The sequence below is a fragment of the Alteromonas sp. ABH4_457 genome (genome assembly GCF_056160625.1).
Map to the genome: position 1 here is coordinate 229,429 of NZ_JBSWXN010000005.1, position 23,707 is coordinate 253,135.

Annotated in this window: 18 protein-coding genes; 17 read left to right on the forward strand and 1 reads right to left on the reverse strand. The window is 47.2% G+C overall.

Annotation, left to right across the window (positions count from 1 at the left end; translation table 11 throughout):
- From ACXAGR_RS13805 to ACXAGR_RS13865, 13 genes are all read left to right on the forward strand, one after another.
- On the forward strand, positions 1-1,110 hold the full coding sequence (locus ACXAGR_RS13805; protein ID WP_474851027.1) for a LuxE/PaaK family acyltransferase: 1,110 nt from the start codon (positions 1-3) through the stop codon (positions 1,108-1,110).
- The gene (locus ACXAGR_RS13810) at positions 1,107-2,300 is read left to right on the forward strand and encodes an acyl-CoA reductase (RefSeq protein WP_474851028.1); all 1,194 of its coding nucleotides are present in this window, start codon (positions 1,107-1,109) and stop codon (positions 2,298-2,300) included. Before ACXAGR_RS13805 ends, ACXAGR_RS13810 begins: the two co-directional genes overlap by 4 nt.
- The gene (locus ACXAGR_RS13815) at positions 2,297-3,250 is read left to right on the forward strand and encodes a glycosyltransferase family 2 protein (protein WP_474851029.1); all 954 of its coding nucleotides are present in this window, start codon (positions 2,297-2,299) and stop codon (positions 3,248-3,250) included. The genes ACXAGR_RS13810 and ACXAGR_RS13815 overlap by 4 nt, the downstream gene beginning before the upstream one ends.
- Positions 3,247-4,569 (forward strand): glycosyltransferase family 2 protein, encoded by a 1,323-nt coding sequence (locus ACXAGR_RS13820; RefSeq protein ID WP_474851030.1) that lies wholly within the window; start codon positions 3,247-3,249, stop codon positions 4,567-4,569. The genes ACXAGR_RS13815 and ACXAGR_RS13820 overlap by 4 nt, the downstream gene beginning before the upstream one ends.
- Complete coding sequence (locus tag ACXAGR_RS13825; RefSeq protein ID WP_474851031.1) at positions 4,566-6,914, forward strand: HAD-IA family hydrolase; 2,349 nt, start codon at positions 4,566-4,568, stop codon at positions 6,912-6,914. The genes ACXAGR_RS13820 and ACXAGR_RS13825 overlap by 4 nt, the downstream gene beginning before the upstream one ends.
- Positions 6,911-8,215, forward strand: a complete 1,305-nt coding sequence (locus ACXAGR_RS13830) for a glycosyltransferase family 2 protein (RefSeq protein WP_474851032.1) — start codon at positions 6,911-6,913, stop codon at positions 8,213-8,215. The genes ACXAGR_RS13825 and ACXAGR_RS13830 overlap by 4 nt, the downstream gene beginning before the upstream one ends.
- Before the next feature lie 18 nt (positions 8,216-8,233).
- The gene (locus ACXAGR_RS13835) at positions 8,234-9,559 is read left to right on the forward strand and encodes a glycosyltransferase family 2 protein (RefSeq protein ID WP_474851033.1); all 1,326 of its coding nucleotides are present in this window, start codon (positions 8,234-8,236) and stop codon (positions 9,557-9,559) included.
- Positions 9,560-9,722: 163 nt separating this feature from the next.
- Positions 9,723-10,082 carry a RapZ C-terminal domain-containing protein gene (locus ACXAGR_RS13840; RefSeq protein ID WP_474851034.1) on the forward strand — a complete coding sequence of 120 codons (360 nt, stop codon included), beginning with the start codon at positions 9,723-9,725 and terminating at the stop codon, positions 10,080-10,082.
- Complete coding sequence (locus tag ACXAGR_RS13845; RefSeq protein WP_474851035.1) at positions 10,072-10,863, forward strand: glycosyltransferase family 2 protein; 792 nt, start codon at positions 10,072-10,074, stop codon at positions 10,861-10,863. Before ACXAGR_RS13840 ends, ACXAGR_RS13845 begins: the two co-directional genes overlap by 11 nt.
- 48 nt (positions 10,864-10,911) lie before the next feature.
- The gene (locus ACXAGR_RS13850; protein WP_474851036.1) at positions 10,912-11,991 is read left to right on the forward strand and encodes a hypothetical protein; all 1,080 of its coding nucleotides are present in this window, start codon (positions 10,912-10,914) and stop codon (positions 11,989-11,991) included.
- Positions 11,991-12,920 carry a class I SAM-dependent methyltransferase gene (locus tag ACXAGR_RS13855; RefSeq protein WP_474851037.1) on the forward strand — a complete coding sequence of 310 codons (930 nt, stop codon included), beginning with the start codon at positions 11,991-11,993 and terminating at the stop codon, positions 12,918-12,920. The genes ACXAGR_RS13850 and ACXAGR_RS13855 overlap by 1 nt, the downstream gene beginning before the upstream one ends.
- Positions 12,905-13,867 carry a radical SAM/SPASM domain-containing protein gene (locus ACXAGR_RS13860; RefSeq protein ID WP_474851038.1) on the forward strand — a complete coding sequence of 321 codons (963 nt, stop codon included), beginning with the start codon at positions 12,905-12,907 and terminating at the stop codon, positions 13,865-13,867. The genes ACXAGR_RS13855 and ACXAGR_RS13860 overlap by 16 nt, the downstream gene beginning before the upstream one ends.
- A 98-nt stretch (positions 13,868-13,965) precedes the next feature.
- On the forward strand, positions 13,966-14,748 hold the full coding sequence (locus ACXAGR_RS13865; protein WP_474851039.1) for a class I SAM-dependent methyltransferase: 783 nt from the start codon (positions 13,966-13,968) through the stop codon (positions 14,746-14,748).
- A gap of 118 nt (positions 14,749-14,866) precedes the next feature.
- Here the strand turns inward: ACXAGR_RS13865 and ACXAGR_RS13870 are convergent, their stop codons facing one another.
- Entirely contained in the window at positions 14,867-18,379 is a 3,513-nt protein-coding gene (locus ACXAGR_RS13870; protein ID WP_474851040.1) for a motility associated factor glycosyltransferase family protein, read from the reverse strand.
- Between the two features lie 261 nt (positions 18,380-18,640).
- Between ACXAGR_RS13870 and ACXAGR_RS13875 the strand changes: the two genes are divergently transcribed.
- From ACXAGR_RS13875 to ACXAGR_RS13890, 4 genes are all read left to right on the forward strand, one after another.
- The gene (locus ACXAGR_RS13875) at positions 18,641-19,444 is read left to right on the forward strand and encodes a flagellin N-terminal helical domain-containing protein (protein WP_119500559.1); all 804 of its coding nucleotides are present in this window, start codon (positions 18,641-18,643) and stop codon (positions 19,442-19,444) included.
- Positions 19,445-19,598: 154 nt separating this feature from the next.
- Positions 19,599-21,083, forward strand: a complete 1,485-nt coding sequence (locus ACXAGR_RS13880; protein ID WP_474844659.1) for a sigma-54 dependent transcriptional regulator — start codon at positions 19,599-19,601, stop codon at positions 21,081-21,083.
- 117 nt (positions 21,084-21,200) lie between these two features.
- Positions 21,201-22,337, forward strand: coding sequence for a sensor histidine kinase (locus ACXAGR_RS13885; protein WP_474851041.1), 1,137 nt, complete (start codon positions 21,201-21,203; stop codon positions 22,335-22,337).
- A complete protein-coding gene (locus ACXAGR_RS13890) occupies positions 22,334-23,680 on the forward strand; it encodes a sigma-54-dependent transcriptional regulator (RefSeq protein WP_119500562.1) in 1,347 nt (448 codons plus the stop codon). The genes ACXAGR_RS13885 and ACXAGR_RS13890 overlap by 4 nt, the downstream gene beginning before the upstream one ends.
- The last annotated feature ends 27 nt before the right edge of the window (positions 23,681-23,707 follow it).

Here is a 23,707-nt window from a genome sequence, read left to right on the forward strand (position 1 = left end):
ATGATAACGGCTGATTCCGCGCTTTTTCCAAAGTCTTATGAAGACGCGTATAACCTGCTGCTCAGCGAACCCGTGTATGGCCTGCCTCAGGCAGAGAAAAGTCGCTTATTGTGTCATGTCACGTCATTGCTGCATCAGCATCATCTGACACATTGTGATGCATATCATCAGCTTTTCGCGTCGTCTGCGGAGACTTTCCATGAATACAGCGACTTACCCTATCTGGCTGTGCGGCTTTTCAAACTGATGCATCTAAGCAGCGTGGCACCCCAAAATGTGTTTAAAACCTTGCAGTCATCCGGAACGACCGGTCAGGTGACGGCGAAAGTGACTCTGGATAAACAAACCAGTGCCAGGCAATCCAAAGCGCTGGTCACCATCATGCAGCAATTTATTGGTAAACAGCGTTTGCCTATGCTGATCATTGATTCGCCGGATGTGCTGAAAAGCCCTCATCTCTCAGCCCGGGGAGCCGGCGTCGGCGGCATGGCTTTTTTTGGCCGCGGACATACCTATGCACTGAACACCGATATGTCGCTGAATCATCAGGCGGTAAAGGAATTTGCAGATAAGTATGCCGGACAACCGGTGCTGGTGTTCGGCTTTACCTTTATGGTGTGGTTACACTTCGTGGAAGCGCTTAAAGCAGACGGTATTGCGCTTAATTTATCTGACGGGATCCTTATTCACAGTGGCGGATGGAAAAAGCTTAAGGACAAACAGGTTAGTAACCTCCAGTTTAAAGATACCGTGCGCGCAGTAACCGGCATCACAAAAGTGCATAACTTTTACGGTATGGCAGAGCAGGTAGGCAGTGTATTTGTGGAATGTGAAGAAGGCCACTTACATGCACCTTCTCTGGCAGAAGTGGTGATCCGCGATCCCCGTACGCTGGCAATCTGCGGCCCTGACGAACCCGGTATTATTCAGGTTATATCGGCGTTGCCTCACAGTTATCCCGGCTACAGTTTACTAACTGAAGATCGTGGCAGAATTATGGGGGAAGACGATTGTGCCTGCGGGCGTAAAGGACGTTATTTCGAAGTCACGGGACGGTTGCCGAAAGCAGAATTGCGGGGTTGCAGTGATACTGCCGGAGGTGCTGTGTGATTAGAGATTTAATCCGGCTGGAGCCAGTCTCCGCTGATGCGTTGCCGGCAATCAGTGCACAAAATCTTGCTGTCAGTGCCGCTGACGTGCTGGTATTTACTACTGCGTTGTCGCGCCAGCTCATGACATCACCAGACTGCCGCCAGTATCCTGAACTCATAGCGCTGGGTCACTGGCTCAGACAAGGTAATCTGAATGCGCTGACAGCCAATATAGCAAAGCAAAGTTACCGTCCGCTGGGACTGGTGGTGCATTACACACCGGCGAATGTGGACACCATGTTTATCTACAGCTGGATTTGCGCCTTGTTGATGGGCAACAGAAATCTGGTACGGGTATCAGGCAGAGACAGCGATGTGCAAACGGTTCTGCTGGAAAAGTTACGATACTTGCTGTTGCTGCCGGAACATGCTGCCCTCCATGCCGGCAATCAGTTTATCCATTTTGAGCGGGATGACCCTGCCGGCCCGGCAGTGAGCATGCTGGCGGATGCCAGAGTGTTATGGGGCGGAGACGACAGCGTGAGGCAAATACGCGGGTTATCCTGTAAGCCAAGATGCCGGGACATCAGTTTTGCCGATAGATTCTCAGCAGCACTGATAAACGTGGATGCATTAAAAAGTGACGGTGCGCAAAGTGCTGATGAAAAGGCAGAAGCCATGGCATCAGCATTGTGGCGTGAATGCGATATGTTTCAGCAACAGGCCTGTTCTTCTCCCCGCATTCTGTTCTGGACGGGAGAAAAGCAAAACTGGAACACATTGACCCGCGCCCTGTCGGGTATAGCGGTTCAGCATGCCCCTTCAATGGTGCAGCGCAACGAGCAGCTGGTGCTTGCCCAGTGGTGTATTGCTGATGGTGCGGCAAGTACAGCAGAGCAATGCGGTGATCTGTCTCTTGTACATATTAATCACTGGCACCATGTCTTGCTGGAACGCCATCAGGGGCATAGTACGCTGTTCTGTATTCATATTGATGATGTACAGGCGATTGCCGGTTACGACCACGCAGGCTGGCAGACTTTGTCTTACGCCGGCTTTGAAAAAGAAGCACTTTTTAAGATTATCCGCGCGTTGCCGATACAGGGAATAGACAGGGTAGTACCTCTGGGGAATGCACTTGCTTTTTCTCCGGACTGGGACGGATATGATTTGTTTAGCCAGTTAGGCAGAAAAGTGGTGTTTGAATGAAACTGTCAGTCATTGTACCGGCTTATAATCTTGAGCGTTATATCGGGGAGTGCCTGCGTTCAGTGCTGGATCAGCATGTCGATTTCGATTATGAAGTGGTGGTGTGTGACGATGCATCCTCTGATAACACCCGCGAAGAAATTGAAGCGCTGCGTCAGGAGTTCAGTCACTTAAAAGCTATCTTTAAAACGCAGAATGCGGGACTGGCTGAAAATATGAAAACTCTGCTTGGTGAAGCAGGAGGTAAGTACATTGCTTATCTGGATGGCGATGATGTTGCCTTACCGGGTAAATTGCAAAAGCAGGTGGACTATCTCGACAATCACCCTGAATGCCAGATGGTGTTTCATGAGTCTGATATGTTCGATTCGCAAACTAATGAAACCATTCGCCTGTACAGCCAGACTTTCTACAACTGGCAGCACATACCACCACAGTCAGACATCACTCACCTTATCCGCTACGGCACCTACATGCAGGCCAGCAGTGTGATGTTCCGCCGGCATAACCATCTTGCCTGCACCATTGCGACAGACTGCCGCATTATTCTGGATTATCCATTTTATATCTTAAACGCCGGTTTCTTGAATGCCCGCATCAACTACATGCCGGATGTACTGGGGCGTTACCGTATTCATCCTGACAGCTTCGGCGCGCAAACGCAGCGTAGCACAGAGCGCCGTGAGCAAAGCCTGCGGGATATCTGTCTTGCTTGTGAACAGGCTGCACAATTTGGTGTAGAGCCGGACATTATTCTACAGGGTATTGCCCATCATCAGTTTGCCGCTGCTCTGTACTTTCTGTTCCGTGGTAACGATGAGAAATTTGTTGAGTGGATAGAAAAGTCGTCTGCAACAGGCCACTTCTTCGATGATCGTCACCGGTTTGCGTTTGGCAACCGGGCAAACCCGTCAAAAGTGAAAGCTTTTATTCGTCAGGGGAGTGCATGATGACAGTCTCCCTGACGGCAGTAGTTTGCAACTTCAATAAAAAAGATTACCTGAAAGGCTGCCTCGATTCTCTGTTGGCCACACAATCTGATTCACTGAGTATCAATGTGATCGTGGTGGATAATGCCTCCACCGACGGCAGTCAGCAGCTGATTGAAAGCGAGTACGGCAAACAGGTGACGCTTATTGCAAAAGCAGAAAACACCGGCGGAGCAGGGGGCTTTGCCACCGGCATGCGTGCAGCAGTGGAAACCGGGTGCGATTATGTGGCCTTGCTGGACAACGATATTCTTCTCGACACCGACACCTTGCCCAAACTGGTCGCGTACTTACAGGCCCATTCAGAGGTAGGCGTTGCCGGTGCCAAGATCTGTACCATGGATGATCCTGATATTCTGCAGGAGCTCGGTGCATTTATTGACCGGGAAAACTATGGTGTGAAAACACCGTTAAAAGGCCACAAAGATGATAACTCGCTACCTGATGTTGTGATCTGCGACTATGTACCTGCCTGTTGTCTGGTCACACGTACAGAGATAATCCGCGAAGCGGGCGTGTTCGATGAAGCCCATTTTATCTACTGGGACGATATGGACTGGTGTACCCGGGTGAAGCAGGCCGGTTTTGAAGTCCACGCTATTGCCAGTGCCCGTGTTCAGCATAAGATGGGAGCACTTCACGCCACCAATACATTCAGTAATTATTACTTTGAGCGAAACCGGCTGAGGTATTTTGCGAAGTATCTGACCAAAGAGTCTTTTGATTCATTTATCGCTGTAAGGCTAAGTGAGCTCCCCAGACAAGCATTCTGGGCCAGTCGCAAAGGACAGTCTTCACAATCGCTCAGCAGTAATCTGTCTGTCTATGATTTTGCAATGGGGCAGTGGTACGCTCAGCCACAGAATATTCTGGCTAAGTCTGAGTATTGCTGGCGGGATGCCATTGGTGAGGACTGGATCAGGCTGGTGGTGTGTGATGAACCTGACAATTATACTGCAGTGACAGGACAAATCCTTCAGGTCTGGCCTCAGGCCAGAATTATCAGCTGTGCCCAATATGCCGGTTCAGAAGCCGGACAGGATGCTATCCATGTCGTCAGTCATATTCTGGACGTGACAGAAGTGCCTGCAGGCAGATATATCGTTGATCGTTTTTTTAATGTTTGTCAGGTGCAGGAAGTAACTGCAATTCAGCATGCTTATCATACGTACCAGCAGCTGTTTGCACAGGTACACGGGCCTGTAATCCGCAGGCAATTAGAAGATGGCTATGTGGCGTTCCATCGTACCGGCACTTCAGTCGCGGATACGTCGATATGAATATTTACCGGCACATTCTTCAGCGTGTCAGCGGCAGGCAAATAAAAACCGTTACATTCGATATATTCGATACCCTGATTTTCAGGCACGTCTCAGATCCCCTTCAGATTTTCAGTCTCATAGATAGCAGCATTTTTGCCGGACACAGGGTGCCTGCTCCGGATTATCCCTCGTTACGTGTCCACGCTGAAGCACTGGCCAGACAGCTACACAATGAACGTGAAGACATACAGTTTGAGCAAATTTTTTCCGCTATGCCCTTTTCTCCTGTATTACGCAGTGCACTGGCGTTGGCTGAGCGTGAGGCGGAAACGCAGATAAGTGTGGTTAACACAGCGCTTGTTGATGTGATCAGGCAACTTAAAGAGCAGGGGGTTCAGGTTGCACTCATTTCCGATATGTACTTTTCTGCCGCACAAATCCGTGAGATTTTTTTCAGGGGGAATGAAGATCTTTGTCAGTTACCGCTTTTCGTATCCTCTGAAACAGGCGTTACCAAGCAAAGCGGTAAATTGTTTTTACACGTAAAAGAAGTACTGAAAGCCAGCCCGGAAAGCTGGTTGCATGCAGGTGATAATAAAGCCTCAGATGTGGACGCAGCCCTGGCGGCCGGACTCGACGCTCTGCATTTTTCACCGGCTATCGATGTGCACTTTATTACCCGGATGGAAATGGCCCTGTCTCCGGAGCCCGGCGTCTCTGGCGCTGCACGTACGTTGAGTTGTCTTGAACAACCGGCACACAGCGAAAAAGGGGGAGCAGAGTATATTGCACGTGACTTAGGCAGCTTCGTGTGGGGCCCGGTAATGCAGGCTTTTGCCGGCTGGCTACGAGCACAATGTGAAGCTGCAAACATCAGGCATATTCTCTGTGTCATGCGGGAGGGAGCGTTTTTTACCCCACTGCTGCGAAAGTATTTTGCACTTCAGGGGGAAGACTGCATTACGGTGGAATCACTGTATGTGTCCCGCCTGTCAGCATTCTGGGCTGGAATTAATACTGAAAAAGCAGACTGGCTGGAACAGGCTGTGGATACGCTAATACATTACAATGGATACACGCTGCAGAACTTTGCTGATGATTTTTATCTCAGTTCTGACGGATTCGGCAGTCTCAGTCCATCTGTTTGCTTGCGCAGCGCCGGAAACATGATGGTGGACGGGCGGACATTACGACAGGTCTTGTTGGAAAAAGCACACAAAAACAGTGCAAGAATACAGCAAAAAGTTGCTACCCAGAAATCTCTTTTTTTGCGTTATACGCGTGATGTTTTAAGGGCGGATTTCGGCGATTGTGCCGTAGTGGATTTTGGAGATGGCGGGACTATTCAGCATTCTTTGGAGTCCATTTTTGGCAGCCCTGCCAAAGCCAATTTTTTGTTTTTTGCCACGGACAGAATTTACCGTTTCCTCAACCACACCACATACAGTGTTTTTCTGCCTCCCGGCGGACTATATGACCGTATTGCTGAACGTCTGGCACGGTCGCCGGAATGTATTGAAGCTTTGTTACTCGGGAGTGAAGGCTCCACACTGAGTTACGTCGATGATGACAGAAAAGTCAGACCGGTCACGGGCAGGGCGTTGCCAGAGAACAGTGCTTTTTGCGATGCATTTCTTGAAGGTTGCCTGACTTATATGGATATGGCTCATAAGATGGAGCTTCCTCCACTCCCGGCCTCGCAGGCTGCAACGCTGGTGAAGCGTTATCTCATGATGCCCAGTGAAGACGAAGCAACGTTGTTTGCACAACTGAAGCATCAGGATAATTTTGGCAGTGAAAACGAATTCTATGTGATTGATGAAGAGCAGAAAAAAAAGCTGAAAGCTGACTCTGCCAGACAACAGGCTGTCGCTCAGGTAACCAGCGGCGGGGCATGGCAGAAGGGTGAACTTCACTGGCCAGCCGGTGTACTGGCAACAGAGGATAATAATACGGTTCCCCGGTTTATGGGGCTGTTAAAAAATGATAAGCAGCAGGCAATTAATTTTCTGATCAACAGAATGGCGTCTCTGGGATGGCAGAATATTGGCGTGTACGGTGCCGGTGAATTCTTTGTTGCTCTGGCTCCCTCGTTAAGAGCAGCCGGGATCGCTGTAAGCCATTTGATTGATCGCAAAGCCGGGCTGGGAAAACACTATCAGGTGGCGGGCTATACAGTTGTCAGCGCGGGAGCGGCGCTTGAGCAGGGTTGCCGGCGAATCGTAATTGCCTCTCAGGCATTTCAGCAGGAAATAAAAGAAACCATTATGCTGGAAGCCCAAAAGCAAGAATGCTGCGGTATAGAAATTATCGCGCCGGATGATGAACAGTTGAAAATTAATCCGACAGGTAAGTCACTGTGAAAATTGAACATTTAGTTTCTGTCATAATTTATTGTAATCAAAATGATGCTTGCCTGAACCGGGCACTTAAATCCGTAATGGAGCAAACTTATCGTCACGTTGAAGTCATAGTGGCCGGTATTTTTCACCAGCCGCAATCAGCTGACATGGACAGTTCTGCTTTGCCGGTTACATTTATTCATCAAACATATCAGAATGCGGGTGAAGCCCTGAATGCCGGTCTGAAAGCTGCGGGGGGCTCCCTGATTAAGTTTATTAACGCCGAAGATGAGTTACTTCCTGATTGTTTGCTTGATCAAGTATACGATATGGATTCCGGTGTGTTCAGCTATATCGGGTATCGTGAGGCAGATGAAAGTAATGAGGGAGATGCAGACGTTATCAGTGCCTTCGGGAATCCTTTGCATGATGCGTTGATGGTGTCCCCCGGCCCGCTTCAGTGCTTTCTTTTTTCCGCCAGAGATTTGCTTTCTGTAGACGGCTTTGATGAATCTTGTAGTGATGACTTCGCTATGGGTACCTATGACTTATTATTGCGGCTGTTAATAAAAGGAACTTGTTTAGCTGCGTGTCATAAAGCCGGTGTTATTCTGCGTCCCGGAAAGCTCGCTGACGCACAAACGGAGGCGGTCAGGTTGTCCGTCTGGACGCAAAACGTACAAATGCTGCTTAATCGTGCTGAAATGAGTCAGGAAACGCTGCACGCGATATTCACCGGGTTTTGCCAGTTGAAAAGGATTTCACAAGATACAACCGCGGGTCAGTTTTCTGAATGCGGGTTATTGTTGGCTAATTATGTAAACTCGAATCCTCACCATTTTGCCGGTTTTCGATTTACCCCCGTGATTCGTGAGCTCGCCGTCTCTGAGGGAAATGATACATTGATCAATGCCCTGTCAGAATGTAACAGGGAATTGCTTGCTTATTCCGGTTTCTGGGAACCCCAGGAGATTATTGATTACCGGTCCAGCCTTCTGAGCGCCAGCGCAGATTTCAGGGACGATTATCTGACAGCTCTGTTCGTATTACTGAATGAAAACCAGGGTAAGAAAATAGCTGTTTACGGAGCAGGAGAACTTGGGCAACGACTCATTTCAATAATAGAAAGTGCCGGATTCAATGTCGCGACCATCTTTGACAGAAATTGGGATAAAATTAAGCTGATAGGGGGAATCCCTGTGCAGAACCCCGAAGATATCTCTATGTCTGATGTCCAGATTGTGATCATCGCTTCTGTCGCCTATCGCCGGGAAATCAGTGATTTCCTGCGTATGCAATTTCCATTTGTTATTTCTTTTTGAACATCAACGGACTGCATAATGCCGGATAACTACAATTATTCACCTTTGGTCACAATAGTCATTCCCTGTTACCAGCAGCAAGCTTTCCTGAGCAGGGCATTGCGATCTTTAAAAGAACAAACATTCAGTCACCTCGAAGTGATTGTAATCGATGATGGGAGTGAGCCTGCCATTCACATCCCTTCCGAGTTCAATAATGTGACATTGATCAGACAGGAAAATGCAGGATTATCTGCTGCCAGAAATACTGGCCTTGAGGTAGCCAGAGGCGATTTCATTAAGTTTCTTGATGCCGATGATGCTTTAACCCCCCGATGTATTGAATTACAGGTAGCCTCATTGCGAAACAAAGCGGATACGATCAGCTGTATTGCATTTGTGGAGGTAAATGAAGTTTCAGGGAGGTCTAATCAAATTTACCCTGCCTTCCGCGATCCGCTGTCAGCCATCTCTCTGATTAATTTTGGTCCGCCTCATATCTATCTTTACAAGACAGAACACGTCAGGGAAACCGGAGGCTTCGCTGTTTCCGAACGTGTACGGGGAGGACACGAAGATTACGATCTGGTTTTCAGACTTATCGTCGGGGGAAAAGACATCTGCACAGTGCATGATACCGGTGCTGTATACTATAAACGTCCCGGAAGTATGTCATCAAAACAGCGTAATATGAATCGCACGCGGGCACTTGTCTGGCTTTATAACGCTTCAACGGCTATTCGCGCGAACCTGATTTTAACTGAAGAGCAGTTACTCAGTTTTCTTGTAGGCATGGTTCTCGTTCTGCAAAACACCGAAGGTGATATCAGAAAAGATTTTACGCCGGTACTGCACTTTTTTAATGAAAAGCTCGCAAAAACAAGATTTAAAATCAGCAATAAAGAAATGAATGCTTTAAAGCATCTTCTTGGCAGTGAGCCTGAAACCCGCGTTTTTAGCTCTCAAATTAAAACAATTTCTGATGCGGGAGAGGAGACAGAAGCTTCAAAAATGCATCTGTCGGACCCCCGTTTTTACCTTAAAGACAGGGAAATTACGTTTCCGGATAACTATCTCATCCGGGTGTTGGTACAGGCAAAGAAATATAATCATCGTTTTGCGCTTTTCGGTATCACAGACTCAGGGCGCAGCTTACTTGAAATGCTAAAGGCTGCCGGGATATTTCCTGCGCTTGTTACAGATTTCGGATGGCAGCGTTTTTCGTCTGTGGAAGACCTGAAAGTTGAAGCACCTGCAAGTCTCGCAGCAAGCACCGTGGAGTTGGTGGTAATTTCACCGGATTCAGACAGAGCCTCCATACTGCCGGTTCTTTCGGAGATCTGCCCGGACATTGAAATTATTTAAAAAATTGTCCGGTAAGTCATTGGTCCGGCGATATGAATCATCAAAAGTAAAGTTATGATGGGTACCGGCCGATAACACTTATACACAGCCTGATCTGAAATGACAGACAGGTATAATTGCCTGAAGATTAAATCGCTGAGTGAACATAGGTTCGAGGGGCCATATGCAAAAAATTACACTTATTAGTTTTGGGTTTAAATATGGTATCCCAAACTCGAATTATTATTTTGACGTCAGTTTCGCCAAAAATCCTGCCCGTGAAAGTCGCTGGAATTTATTCGATAAGCCAGATGATGAAATGGTGGACTATGTACTGAGTCAGCCGGCTGTAAATGACTTTATCTCGGCACTTCTTCCTATGCTAAACGTTATCGTAACCCTCGATGATGATGCCCGTGTAGCGCTTGGCTGTAATGCCGGACGTCACCGTTCTGCCATAATTGTAGAGCACGTAGCCGCGCGCCTGCGGGCCGCAGGAAAAGATGTGGAAGTGATTCACAGGGAGTGGAAAAATGAGCAGTAGTCCCAGCGTTGCAATTATTATTGTTTCACGGAACAGGAAGGACCTGGTTACCCGCAGTGTAGAGCACTTCAGAAGCGACAGTTTTGCCAATAAAGATATTCTGGTAGTTGAGTGTGGTACGGAAGTATCAAACCTCAGTGAGTTTAATACCATTTGCTATACCGATGACGACTTCAAAGGTAAGTGTTTCGGCCACAATGTGGGCCTGAACTATCTGAACATGCAGAAAACCTATGATTACTATCTTTTCTGCATGAATGACGTGTTCGTCGAAGACAAAACGGATTTTATTCAGGAAATGATTGATGTTATGCAGGAGAATCCGCGCCTCGCCATGATGTCACCTGCCGAACACGGCGCGCAGTACCCGGGGGCGATTCCTCAGGATAAAGGACTCCGGCCGGTTACCACATCAGATTACCTGATGCTGTTCATTCGCGGCGAAGTCGTGAGTAAGTACGGCTTTTTAAATCACACCTTTAAATATTGCTGGGGAGCTATTCATGAATATACTTACCAGCTTTATTCCGATGGCTGGTTCGCCGCATATTATGATTTCTTAACCTATCATCATCTTGGGGGGACGACCTACGGTAACAAGTCCACCAAGACTATCCCACGTGAAGAATATATCGCTAATGCAAAGCGTTTTGCTGCGGAGTATTTTGTGGAGCATTACGGTGAAGACTGGGATGAAAAGTTCTGGGAAACAGCATCCCGTGAGCATGACATTGAACACAACACTTACGCTGCGCACAGAAAATACTGGGAGCGTGGCTGAAGCCGTGAGTTGCATGCCGGCAAATAACAGATATAGGCAGTTCTGAACATGAAACCAATGATCCTGGCGACAGGAACACAAAGCGGTGGTACAACGCTGGTCTCGGCAGCTTTCTTAAAACATCCTGAGCTGGATGGCATACTCGATATGGCGTCAGACCGCATCGAAGTTAACCTGTCAGCGGTGACCACGCCGGTAACCTGGGTGAAAATGACGACTATTGCCTTTCGCTGGCAGGAGGTGGCCAGTGTTTATGAAATGCATGGTTATAAGCCTTATCCGCTGATGGTCGTCAGGAACCCGTTTGATGTATGGGTGTCGCTGAAGAAAAAATGGTACGGCCTGAACGGACTGACCGCTGAAGATCCTCCTCTTTTTTTACGGATGCAGCGCTTTCTTGAAGACTGGAAGCTGTTTATGGACTCTGGCTATCCGGTGATTCAGTTTGAGGCATTTATTGAGTCACCTGAAGCGCAACTTCGTGCAGTGATGGAGTCCTTGCCTGTAACATTTGATAAAGCTATGTTGAACCCGAATACGGACTTAAATTCCATATCTTATGTGGCAGAATCGAACGCCTCGTTCATTGAGTCTCTTAATTCGGGGGCATCAGATAAGGTGGCTTTTAAACAGGCGTTGATCACGGGGCGTGAAGCTGAATGGATAACACAGCATTTCAGTGAATATAACGCTTGCTACGGTTATGAGAATAATCACAAAGTCATCGGTGAAGAAATTAACGAGCTGAGACCATTTCCTTTCGACAACCGGCGTTTTCTGGGTTTCGGTTCAATAGCATTAACCCGTAAGACATCGCCGAAATATCCGCAAATGCTGGCGCTGGCGAGAAAGCACGCCGGTGAGGGTAAGCAAATTGTTATCTACGGGGCATGCGAGTTTGGCGAATATCTGGCAGCTCTGCTGGCTGAAAATCATGTACGTGTCGATAAATTTTTCGATTCCTTTGCGGAGCCCGGAAAACTTATCGGAAATTATAAAGTAGCCGCCAGAGATTCCGGCGACTACTTTATTATAGTGGCCAGCTTGAATCACTGTCTTGATATTAAAAATACACTAATCCGCGAAGGGACCTGCGACGACAATGTGTACATTTTCGGAGAGGGGTAATGGGGGCTTTAACGCGTTATGTCAGTACAGACTTTTCAGACAAGGTTATCGTTTCTTCCAGCGATGACGCTCTGCAGCTGGCAAAGCAAATTCTCGTCGAAAATGGCTTAGAAAATCGCCCGGAAGTTGAGCTTGTTCATTTCGATAAACTTATGCAAAGAGGTATTTGCCCTGCACTGATAATTGTGTTTGAGTCAGACTTACAGGCAGCACTGGCTACCAGTAAAAAACTCAAAGACTATAAAGATAAGGGAATTCCTGTGGTCTTTGGAAACGCCAGAGATGTTTTCTTTACCAAACCAGACGTAAGCCGCAGGGGTATTTCATATGCCGGCATGTTTCAGTTATGTGATGACTATATAAACGGAATTAAGCAACTGGACAAGAGCAATCTGGCATACGGTGAGTTTGGGGTATTTGATGGCAGAACCTGTACATTAGCCTGGCAAGTTTTTAGTCAGACTTTGCAACATTTTTACGCTTTTGATTCATTCAAAGGCATCCTGGGGAAAGCCCCGGGCGAAGATTATTTTTATCAAACCGGTGATTACTACGCTAATAAAGAGACCTTTTTGCTGAATTTTACTGTGGCAGGCGGGCAGGAGAGTCGTCTTTCACTTGTTGAATGTGACTTTGATAACTCTCTTGAAACGCCGGACAAACATGAAGCAGTGAAACATCAATTCGGAGTTATTCACATTGACTGCGATGTTTATCCTGCCGCTCTGCATGCGCTTGAATTTGCGACCCCCCATCTGGCAGATAATTTCATTTTACTTCTGGATGACTATGACTCTATGTGGGGTGACAGCTCTAAAGGAGAAAAGCGCGCCCTGAATGAATGGATGTGCAAGCACCCTGAGTGGGAGGTTTCAGAGTTCAGAAGTTATTCCGCGACCGGCAGATCATTTTTATGTCACAAGAAATAACGCTACTGAAACAGTCGCCTGTGGTGGCGCCGGACCAGCGCCTTATCGTTGGACTGGAGTTTACAAATGCGTGTAATTTCAGATGTCCTATATGCCCGCAATCATATCGTTACTCAAAGCAACCTCAGCCAGCAGGAGCCACGTATGACAGAGCAATTGGCAACATATCTTCTGCGGTCTTTTCCAGAATTGCGGACGAATGTGAGCGGGTTGCCAAAGTGGTTGAACTCAACTTCTTTGGTGAGCAGACGTTACATCCAAAGTACCACGACTTTCTGGAAATATTGGCCAGACGTAAAAGTTATCAACTGGTAACGAATACTAATATGTCGCTGATGGATGAAAAAACCATGCGTACATGGATTAAGGCCGGAATGAATCAGGTCAGGCTGAGTATCGATGCTATTGATGACGACGTATTTGACATTGCACGCCCTGGCAGAGTCAAAGACTTACAGGGAAATAGTATAAAAAAGAACAGGTTGGAAGCAATTCACGAGAAGATGAAATTGTGGTTCTCGATGCCTGATCATTCACCTACCAGATTAGTCTTCGTGGAGAGTCAGTACAACAAGGGGCAGTCCGACCGGTTCATGAATTATTGGCAACCCTACCTTGGGGTACGGGACGAAATTATTGTGAAGCCCGTTTTGTCTTACGGCGGTAAAATTGCCGATCCGTCCATTACCAGCGGAACGTGTAATGTATGGGATATAAAGTTTTGTCAGTTAGACTGGCAAGGTAATGTGTCACCTTGCAATCTGGATGTAAATATGGATTTGCATCTAGGCAATATCATGGAAAATTCTTTGTATGATATCTACTATTCGGATTTTGCCGGCAAACTACAAAAGAAAACCGGCTGCGGAAAAGACATTACGCCCTGCAAAACTTGTACGGACAGTAATTTCTGGGACGGTATCATCAGAGTGAAAAGTAAGCACTGATTGCTGTTTTAGCAGTAAAAATGCAAAGCTGTATGTCTGTGAGGTAACCCCGGGCATTGGCTTCAAACGATTAACAGAGACTGAATTAAGGTCAGGGTATGACAGATTCCCATATAGAAAAACTATTTTCAGCATTTAAACAAACTGCGACACTGACCTTTCCGCAAAGGAAAGGTGCTTCTGATGAGAATAATCCATTTGAAGCGTACTATTACCGTGAAGACGCGGAGAAAGTTAAATTAGACAAGTGGCCTCACTATTTGGAAATTTACGAAGAAGTGTTCGCAAAATTCCGAAATAAAGAGAAGGTCAGGATCCTCGAAATCGGTGTGCATCATGGTGGCTCGCTTCACATGCTTAAACAGAGCTTTCCGGATGCTTATATTGTTGGTGTCGATATCAAACCTGAGTGTAAAGCATGTGAAGTCCCTAAAGATGATATTTATGTGGAAATAGGTGATCAGGGGGCTGTCAGCTTTCTTGAAGATGTTGTATCCAAACATGGCCAGTTTGATATTGTTATTGATGACGGTAGCCATATAGCCTCACATCAAAAAATTTCCTTCCTGTATCTGTTTTTGAATGGCCTTTCTGACAACGGGGTTTATCTCGTTGAGGATGTGTTTGTGAACTACATGAAAGCGTTCAATGATACTAATCCCAACTTTATGGAAATGGCCTACGATCTGGCAAGAGAGTTACAGTCACCTTATAAAGGAGAATTTGTTCCTGCAAGATTCCGCGTTGATAATGAAGATAAATATCAATCTTTGGATGTTTCAATAGCATACAAGAATATTCACTCGATAAGTTTCTTCGATAACATTGTCACGATTTCAAAAAAGGTGCGCGATGGCCTCCCATGTATGGAGTACCGCTAGCCCGGGCTGCAGAGAATTACCGCGAGTCCGGTGAAATGGTAAGGTAGGCATCTCAGGAAAATATAAACCCCGCTGTTGCGGGGTTTTGTTTTACAGAGAGAAGTTTTGCATTTACGTTTTAAGTGTTATCACCCAGCCACTTCTTTTGTCTCAGATAAACAGTTTCATCAATCATATAAAAAATGTCTTCTAACTGAATTGTTCTGTTCCTGATTACTCCCCGGTCGCCTTTTATATCGACAGCAATCTTATGATAGTCACCGGGATTTAAAGGTATGGCGAGATAGTTGCCGAAATCCAAAAACAAATCTGAACCTGAAAGTTGAGCAATTTGCTTTTCCATGCTTTTAATTGCTATTTCGTCAGGCTCTGCAACAAATCTGAGCTTTTCTACAAACAAACATGCGTGAGCAATTCCTTTGCGCATTAACGGCATTTGTCTGGCGTGAAACAGCGGAGCGAAAAAGGGAATTTCTCCCTTGAATAGCCGGTTTTCATCATCGATTGAGTCGTCATGTTCTGAGGGGTAATAATAAAAACTCGCGTCCGGGAATTTGTCTTTTAAAGCAGATCGCCAGCGGTCTATATCAGACCAGTTGCATGTACCTGTGAAAAGTAAGTCACTGTTTGAATCTGTACAAATCGCAATGGCTCTGGCGAAACTTACATCGTCCCAGGATTTATTAAACATAACGAGTTCTTTCTGCGCGGTTTCTTCAACGCAATTTTTATTTTCGAAAGTACCGTTGTAAATCTTTTCAAACATGCCATCCGACGTCGGGATATAAAACTCGCACAACCGGTTAAGCGTATATTTATTGCAATAACTCACTACCCGTAAGTGGCGGAAAGAAGATATCAAATCATAAGCATCAGGTGCTTCAAGGTAGTCATCAATCAGAATCTCCGACCACTTCTTCCAGCTTTCCAGTGCTGCAGGCAGGAGGGTTTCAGCTTCATCTGAGGCGATAACTTTTATCAAAAAGGCATTGGTGTAGTTCACAGTGCCGTGAAGCAGATAGAACAGCAGTGACTTGCCTTTGGAATAGGAATCAAAAATCAGCTTTCTTTGCGCATCAACCAATCTTTCCACTGCTGTGGAGGTAGCCTCCGTACTGTCTATTAATGACCGTAGTTTTTCTGCTTCGTTTCTGAAACTGCCTGTCTGATAGCGCTCATTATACGTTTCCGCAAATTGTGCAGTATTGCTGACGGGCCGGAAGGCCACAGTATCGATGAAGGTCAGGGAAGCTTCCCTGGCTTGCGGAGTTGATGTGGTTAATATTAAATCCGGAGCCAGTGGGGACGTACCGTTGATGAACGCACCATCGCTGGTGTTGTAACAGGTTGACCCCGGATATTTTGAGTAAACCTGTTCCAGTATTGTTCTGGACATCTTGAATTCGTATTTGGTAAAAACGAACGGACGGAAGTTTCCTCTGGTTTTAATTGCTGTGTTGTTGGCTTCACGATAATCGTAAATTTCATTACCGTCTTCGTCGTAGTAACCCGAGTCCTTGCTGTGATGATAGGTGTCGTCGGCGAACCCCAGGTCAATACCGAACAGATATAATTGAGTAAAGCCAAGTTCACAGAACAGGTTATTCACTAAGTTGGCTACGGTAGGGTAGGCAAATTTAAGTTCGGTATAATTCTCCCGTCCAAGCACTTCAAGGCTGGATACTGTTGAAGACTCCCCGTCTTTAAACGCAATCAGTGTTTTACCAAAAAGATCTGACGTATCAGGATGGATGCCGTTACAGGAGATCAGAGTGATTTTCTTTAAATAATCGAAGGCTCCCACTCTTGAGCACCAGTCGAATGTGGAGCGGTTTTGTTCTATTTCCGCGTGATAATCAGGCGTGATGCCGGCTTTTTCCAGTGGCATGAGCGCAGTGCCGCAAGAAATAACGATGGAAGAATCCCGCCACTCTTTTATTGCCTCAATACTGGCATCAAGAGAAGGGCCGTTACCCACAATGAATACCGGGACATCGGCAATGTCAGCCGGAACAGGCCGCAGTGCTTTCTTTGTAAGGATGGGCGAACCGCGCAAAATCATTTCTTTGGTATGCGAAATTCCGAATCTGGCATGGTCAAAATATTCGCCCATGCTGATGAGCAACTGGAGATGCTCACGCATGTTCGCTATCGCGTGAGACAGCGTGGGATTGAAGTAACTTTGATAGAAATATGTGTCGACCAGATTATAGGGGCCGACGGCATAGAACTGATGAGTTAAATCGTTGGACAGATTGCTGCCATCGTCACCTATATTGACATACAGCCTGCCTTCGATGGCTTCTGTCTGAACGAAAATTGCCTGCCAGTCGATGGCAAATAGTGAGGCGTAGAAGAAGTCGCGGTCAGGTTCACAAATAAATAGCTTATTCACAGAGTGGGACGCGAGCAATGCTTCAAGCTGATAACCAAAGCCAAGGCCAAAAAGAATCAGAGATTTTATCTCTTCAGGTAAATTACTCTTTGTCTCATGCAGTTTGTCCAGCAAGCCTTCTGTTTCTTCAACATACTGATAATGGAGGTAGTCGTTTAACTTACCTCCTGTGTATCCCATGATTAAACCATCCTTGTGGGGATATCTGGCAAAGTTTTGCTGATTAAGCTCACCTTCTGTGCGCGGATTCGATAAAAACAGCGTGTTATCTGTTTTATCGAGTAAGTTAATGTCACCGTTTTCGCATTTCACCGGAAACCAGTATGCCGGGGTAAATTCCTTAAATTCGTCAAAAATATCCGGAAAGTACTTCTTAAACGCCTTCAGGTTTTCAACAAACCGGGGGGCGGTATCATTTAACGCTTCGTGTGTGTCAGGGTCCAGATAAACGGTTGACCATACAGGCTTGAGTACATCACGGCGAATGTACTTTTCTACATTAAGGTTTTGTGCAGAAAGTACCGCCCAATCATCTTCGCTGAAAGCACGGAAAATAGCGTCGGAAACCGGCGTGCTGTAATGCTTATAGAGGTAGAAGTCGTTAATGTTTTCGTGCTGTTTGAGTTCAAGCAGGTCATCAACAATGGTGTTGCCGTTATTTTGTGGCATGAAAAAGAGCAGGGTATTTTTGTCCCGGGCTACAGAAAATATTCTGCTCCAGTCGCACATCATCAGTGATGCTTTGAAATACTGAATCTCCGGCTCATATATAATGAGGTGGCGAATTGAATATTCAGTTAATAAGTATTCAATATGTATTCCGCCGCCCAGCCCGAGACTAACCAGTGTGTCGATGGTGTCACCTTTCACCAGAGGGGCGTTTTCCAGCCGTGAAGATTTATCCGGAGACGGTGTTGATGTAAGAGAATACTTTTTGGCTGCATGGCTGGCCCAGCTGTCTACATGGGAGCACACTTCCTGTTCAGGATGCAAACCATAGAATGCCTGCCCTGCGCCGTAATCAATGATATTAAGTTCGCCAAATTTATTACAAAAAACGGATATGTTGCTGCTACGTTCATTTTCTACAAGAGAGGCGAGCTGAGGCATGTTGATCTTCAGCGTTTGCAGGCCTTTTTTGTATGTCTTGATCAATGTTTCTGCATTTTCGGCCTCGATAGATTTCTGGATCTCTTCATCAGCATGCAGGTGAATTCTTATATCGTTTATGATCATTGACGGGAACTTTAATCATCGGAAAACATAAATGTTATGCCGAACTCCCCGGCAGGGCAAGCCGGTGAAGTTAATTGATTTATAAGAATCTTCATTGCCGGATGAGGGCTGCCGGTTATCAATATCCGGTTAAGTAAACAGCCGGCAACACCTGTGAATTTTGGTTATGGAACTCCATACCTTGTAATTCATCCTCATAACCTTAAAGTTAACCATTGTGTTATCACAGATCTGCTATACTTCGTCAGAGAGGAGGCGTGTATGATCAATTTCAACAGCAATTCGTCATCGACAACATCATTACTTCAGCAGGTGCAGGAAAAACAAACCAGCCTGATGGAGAAACTGGCGTCGGGCAAACGCATTAACAGTGCTGCCGACGGTGCGGCTGCGCAGCAAATCATCGACCGTCTTACTTCTCAGGTAGAAGGCAACCGTCAGGCAATTAATAATGCCTATGACGGTATCTCGCTGGCGCAGGTTGCGGAAAGTGGCTTGTCCGGCATTAATGACGATGTTAACCGTATCCGCGAACTCACCTTGCAGGCCGGCAGCGGTGTACTGAATGATGCCGATCGTCAGGCGATACAGTCTGAAATTACCCAGTTGCAGGATAATATCTCGCAAACAATCGATCAGACGACCTTTGGCGGTAAGCCTCTGCTGAGTGCTGAAGGGGAAATTAATTTTCAGGTCGGGGCAAATCCTGATCAGTCCGTGGGCGTACGCACTTCTGATGTTGCCGGTAATCTGTCCGGTATTTTGAATATTGATATCACTTCCGGCGATTTGGATGCTGCGTTGCAGGCGGCTGATGAAGCCGTTGAGTCAGTGGGCGGATTCCGCGCAGATCTCGGTGCGACACAGAACGCACTGGCCAGTACGGCAAGAAACCTCAGTGAAGCTGATGTGAATGTGTCTGCAGCCCGCAGCCGTATTCAGGATCTGGACTATGCGCAGGCGGTATCAGAAAATATTTCTAACAGCGTACTGGGTCAGGCTGCTACTTCTGTGCAGGCACAGGCGAACCAACAGCAAGGACAGGTTCTGGCATTGTTAAACTAGAACGGGTGTGATTACGTTTTAATCAAAAAGGCAGGTTAAACCTGCTTTTTTTGCTTCAGGAACAAGAATCAGTGTTTGCGAACTGATCTTTTACCGCTACAATCATGCAGATGCGCTAAACTGTAAATAATAAAAATGCGTTCTCGGGGAATAGATGAAGGAAATTCTGCTCGTTAGCGATGACGGCGAACTCATTCAAAAATTAGAAACCGTTATCACGTTCATGGGGGAAGCTTGCTACGGGCAATCTTTTGCGGATAGCTACGGCTATCTGAATACCCATACCGTTGAAGCGGTCATGATTGATTACGCCAGAGCTGACCAGGTTCAAAACCTGGTGGCGCAGTTTCCCCACATCCCGTTTGTCGCTATTCAGGCGCAGGATGGCCTTATTGCACCGAATTGCAATCTGGTCAGCACCGCTACACTTCCTATTACTTACCCGGTACTGACTCAGGCAATTCATCGTTGCCAGGAATATACCCGTCACCGTCCGGGCCCGGTAAAAACCGCTGGCCTGAAAACCCGTCTTTTCCGTAGCCTTGTTGGTCGCAGCCAGCAAATTCAGACTGTACGTAAACTGGTAGAGCAGGTTGCCCCGACCGATGCCACCGTGCTGATTCTGGGTGAGTCCGGTACCGGTAAAGAGGTTATCGCCCGTAACGTTCACTTTATGTCTGAGCGTAAAGAAGGCCCGTTTATTCCGGTTAACTGTGGTGCCATACCCGGTGAACTGTTAGAAAGTGAATTATTCGGCCACGAGAAAGGCGCATTTACCGGTGCAATCAGTGCACGGAAAGGACGCTTTGAACTGGCAGAAGGCGGGACACTGTTTCTTGACGAAATAGGTGACATGCCGCTGCAAATGCAGGTTAAATTACTGCGGGTATTGCAGGAACGGACATTTGAGCGTGTTGGTGGTCATACACCGATAAAAGCCAATGTTCGTATTGTTGCTGCCACCCACCGTAACCTGGAAAACATGATTAAAGACGATAAGTTCCGTGAGGATCTCTATTATCGCCTGAACGTGTTTCCCATCGACAGTCCTGCACTTCGTGAACGCCGCGAAGACATCCCGTTATTGCTGCAGGAATTGATCAGCCGTATTCAGGGTGACGGCGTATCGGTGGTTAAATTCACCGAAATGGCTATTTCCTCTTTAATGGAACATGACTGGGCGGGTAATGTCCGTGAGCTGTCTAATCTGGTAGAGCGGCTGAGTATACTGTTCCCTAATCAAATCGTTGATATTCAGGACTTGCCGCCTAAGTATCAGTACGGCGAAATTCAGGCTTACGAGCCGGACTATCCGGAAGAGTTGCTGGAACGCGATGCATTCAATGAATTGTTCGCCGAGTCAGCTGCTTCAGAAGATTTACGTTCACCGGTTGAAGATTCGGCTTATGCTGTCCCCCGTGAAGAAGGCGCGGAGTCTTCCCAGCTACCGGAAGAGGGCGTAAATCTTAAAGAGTATCTGTCGGAGCTGGAAATTAATCTGATCATACAGGCTCTGGATCAGCAGGACTGGGTTGTTGCCCGCGCTGCTGATAAACTGGGTATGCGCAGAACCACTCTGGTTGAAAAGATGCGCAAGTATGAAATTCAGCGCGAGGAGTCGGTATCGTCAGATAATTGACTTTAACCTTCTTTACAAAACCTCTTTAACCTACTGTTTTAAATGTAAAATAATACTGGCACATCAAATGCATTAACCCAGTCAGGACGTAATGTCTGCTTTTTGACGAGGGTTATCATGACATACGATGGGCATAGCTACGCAGCCGCTGCCGGCGAAGCATCCGTACATTTATCTGACTATCATTACGCGCATTCTGCACAGGCGGAAAGCAGTAGTGATGATATTGATGTGCTTAAAAAGCAGGCCAGTCGTTTATCTCATTTATTGCAGGTCATGCCTGCCGGCGTTATCGTTATTGACGGGCAGGGGATTGTGCGTCAGGCGAACGGTCAGGCTAAGTCACTGTTAGGTGAACCCCTCGAGGGCCAGCTCTGGCGAACCATCATTGCCCGTTCATTTAAACCCCGTGCGGACGACGGCCATGAAGTGTCATTAATTGACGGCCGCCGGGTAAAGCTATCCATTACCCCTCTTGATAACGAGCCGGGCCAGCTTATTGTTCTGACCGATCTTACCGAAACCCGGCAATTGCAGGCCAGAGTCAGCCACATGCAGCGCTTATCAGCGCTGGGCAAAATGGTGGCGTCACTGGCGCATCAAATCCGCACGCCGCTTTCTGCTGCGATGTTGTACGCCGCTAATATGAAACGCAAAGGCCTCGGCGAAGCGGCCACAGCCGATTTTGCCGGTAAACTTACCGATCGTCTGAAAGAACTGGAGAGCCAGGTAAACGATATGCTGTTGTTTGCCAAATCCGGGGAAGATCAGGTCGTGTCTGTACTGACACCTGCACAACTTGAAGATGCCATTGTTCCTGTTGCAGAAACCATGACCCGTCAGGCCGGCGTGAATTTATCTGTCAGCGGTTTCAGCACTGACGCCACACTTACCGGCAATCTTATAGCCCTGCAGGGAGCGTTACTTAATCTTATACATAATGCCTGTCAGGTCAGTGAAGCAGGCGGGACGGTCTACGTCAATGCCGTTTGCAGCGGTGAACACATTGCGATTTCTGTGATTGATGAGGGGCCGGGGGTTCCGGCAGCTGTGCGACAGAAAATTTTTGAACCGTTTTTCACTACCAAAACACACGGCACGGGCCTGGGACTCGCGGTAGTGAAATCTGTTGTGAATGCACACAAAGGCCGGCTTGGTGTGACTAATTTAGAAGGACAGGGAGCATGCTTCACCGTGACGCTGCCTGTTACCCGAACCACTTTATCCCCTGAGAATACAGGAGACCTTGTATGAGCCACTCTACTATTTTGATTGTTGAAGACGACGCGGGGTTGCGTGAAGCATTAAATGACACGCTGAAATTGGCTGATTACCGGGTTATTGCTGCGGCTTCTGCAGAAAATGCACTGATTCAGCTGGCTGCGGAGAAAGTCGATCTGGTCGTCAGTGACATTCAGATGGGTGACATGAACGGTCTGACCCTGCTGAAGAATATTAAAGCCCGTTATCCCCAGTTACCGGTATTGCTGATGACGGCGTATGCCACCATTGATGATGCGGTTCAGGCCATGCGTGACGGAGCGACAGATTATCTGTCCAAGCCGTTTGCTCCTGAGGTACTGCTGAATCTGGTCAGCCGCTATGCGCCGGCACATAAAATTGAGTCCCGTACGCCCATTGCGGCAGATCCCGGCAGTCTCAGATTGCTGGAGTTGTCCCGCAAGGTTGCCGGTTCTGATGCCACGGTAATGGTACTGGGGCCAAGCGGTTCCGGTAAAGAAGTACTGTCTCGTTATATCCACGATCAGTCATCCCGCGCTGCAGAAGCGTTCGTGGCAATCAACTGCGCAGCCATTCCTGAAAATATGCTGGAAGCCACATTGTTTGGTTATGAAAAAGGTGCCTTTACCGGTGCGGTTCAGGCATGTCCCGGCAAATTTGAGCAGGCGCAGAACGGCACTATTCTGCTGGATGAAATTACCGAAATGGACCTGGCTCTGCAGGCGAAATTACTGCGTGTATTACAGGAAAAAGAGGTCGAGCGCCTGGGCGGACGCAAAACTATTGCACTGGATGTCCGGGTCATTGCCACCAGTAACCGTGATTTGCGTCAGGCTGTAGAGGCGGGGGAGTTCCGCGAAGATTTATATTATCGCCTGAATGTCTTTCCGGTAGTCTGGTTGCCGCTGGCGAAAAGGCCGGGTGATATTGTTCCGCTGGCCGAACACCTGATCCAGCGTCATACCGGCGGTCAGCGTGAAAGTACGCTGCGTTTGTCCGGTGCCGCCAGAAACAAGCTGGTTCAATATGACTGGCCGGGCAATGTGCGGGAACTGGAAAATGTTATCCAGCGCGCTTTAATCCTGTGTGACGGTGAAGTTATCGAATCCTCTGATCTGATGATTGATATGGCCGCTACACTGGCAAGCCACAGTATTCAGGCTGATGAAGTGGTAACCGACGACAGTAAGCTCGGTTCTGAGCTTCGTCATCAGGAACATCAGATAATCCTTGATACCCTGCAGTTGTGTAAAGGGAAACGTAAAGAAGTGGCTGAAAAGCTTGGTATCAGTCCCCGTACCCTGCGCTATAAACTGGCCAGAATGCGGGAAGAAGGTATCGACGTTCCTGCCTGATTAATATTACATCAATGTATTCATTGC

Coding starts and splice junctions, on each gene's coding strand:
- ACXAGR_RS13805 (WP_474851027.1), top strand. CDS start 1: ATGATAACGGCTGATTCCGCGCTTTTTCCAAAGTCTTATGAAGACGCG.
- ACXAGR_RS13815 (WP_474851029.1), top strand. CDS start 2,297: ATGAAACTGTCAGTCATTGTACCGGCTTATAATCTTGAGCGTTATATC.
- ACXAGR_RS13820 (WP_474851030.1), top strand. CDS start 3,247: ATGATGACAGTCTCCCTGACGGCAGTAGTTTGCAACTTCAATAAAAAA.
- ACXAGR_RS13825 (WP_474851031.1), top strand. CDS start 4,566: ATGAATATTTACCGGCACATTCTTCAGCGTGTCAGCGGCAGGCAAATA.
- ACXAGR_RS13835 (WP_474851033.1), top strand. CDS start 8,234: ATGCCGGATAACTACAATTATTCACCTTTGGTCACAATAGTCATTCCC.
- ACXAGR_RS13840 (WP_474851034.1), top strand. CDS start 9,723: ATGCAAAAAATTACACTTATTAGTTTTGGGTTTAAATATGGTATCCCA.
- ACXAGR_RS13845 (WP_474851035.1), top strand. CDS start 10,072: ATGAGCAGTAGTCCCAGCGTTGCAATTATTATTGTTTCACGGAACAGG.
- ACXAGR_RS13850 (WP_474851036.1), top strand. CDS start 10,912: ATGAAACCAATGATCCTGGCGACAGGAACACAAAGCGGTGGTACAACG.
- ACXAGR_RS13855 (WP_474851037.1), top strand. CDS start 11,991: ATGGGGGCTTTAACGCGTTATGTCAGTACAGACTTTTCAGACAAGGTT.
- ACXAGR_RS13860 (WP_474851038.1), top strand. CDS start 12,905: ATGTCACAAGAAATAACGCTACTGAAACAGTCGCCTGTGGTGGCGCCG.
- ACXAGR_RS13865 (WP_474851039.1), top strand. CDS start 13,966: ATGACAGATTCCCATATAGAAAAACTATTTTCAGCATTTAAACAAACT.
- ACXAGR_RS13870 (WP_474851040.1), bottom strand. CDS start 18,379: ATGATCATAAACGATATAAGAATTCACCTGCATGCTGATGAAGAGATC.
- ACXAGR_RS13875 (WP_119500559.1), top strand. CDS start 18,641: ATGATCAATTTCAACAGCAATTCGTCATCGACAACATCATTACTTCAG.
- ACXAGR_RS13880 (WP_474844659.1), top strand. CDS start 19,599: ATGAAGGAAATTCTGCTCGTTAGCGATGACGGCGAACTCATTCAAAAA.
- ACXAGR_RS13885 (WP_474851041.1), top strand. CDS start 21,201: ATGACATACGATGGGCATAGCTACGCAGCCGCTGCCGGCGAAGCATCC.
- ACXAGR_RS13890 (WP_119500562.1), top strand. CDS start 22,334: ATGAGCCACTCTACTATTTTGATTGTTGAAGACGACGCGGGGTTGCGT.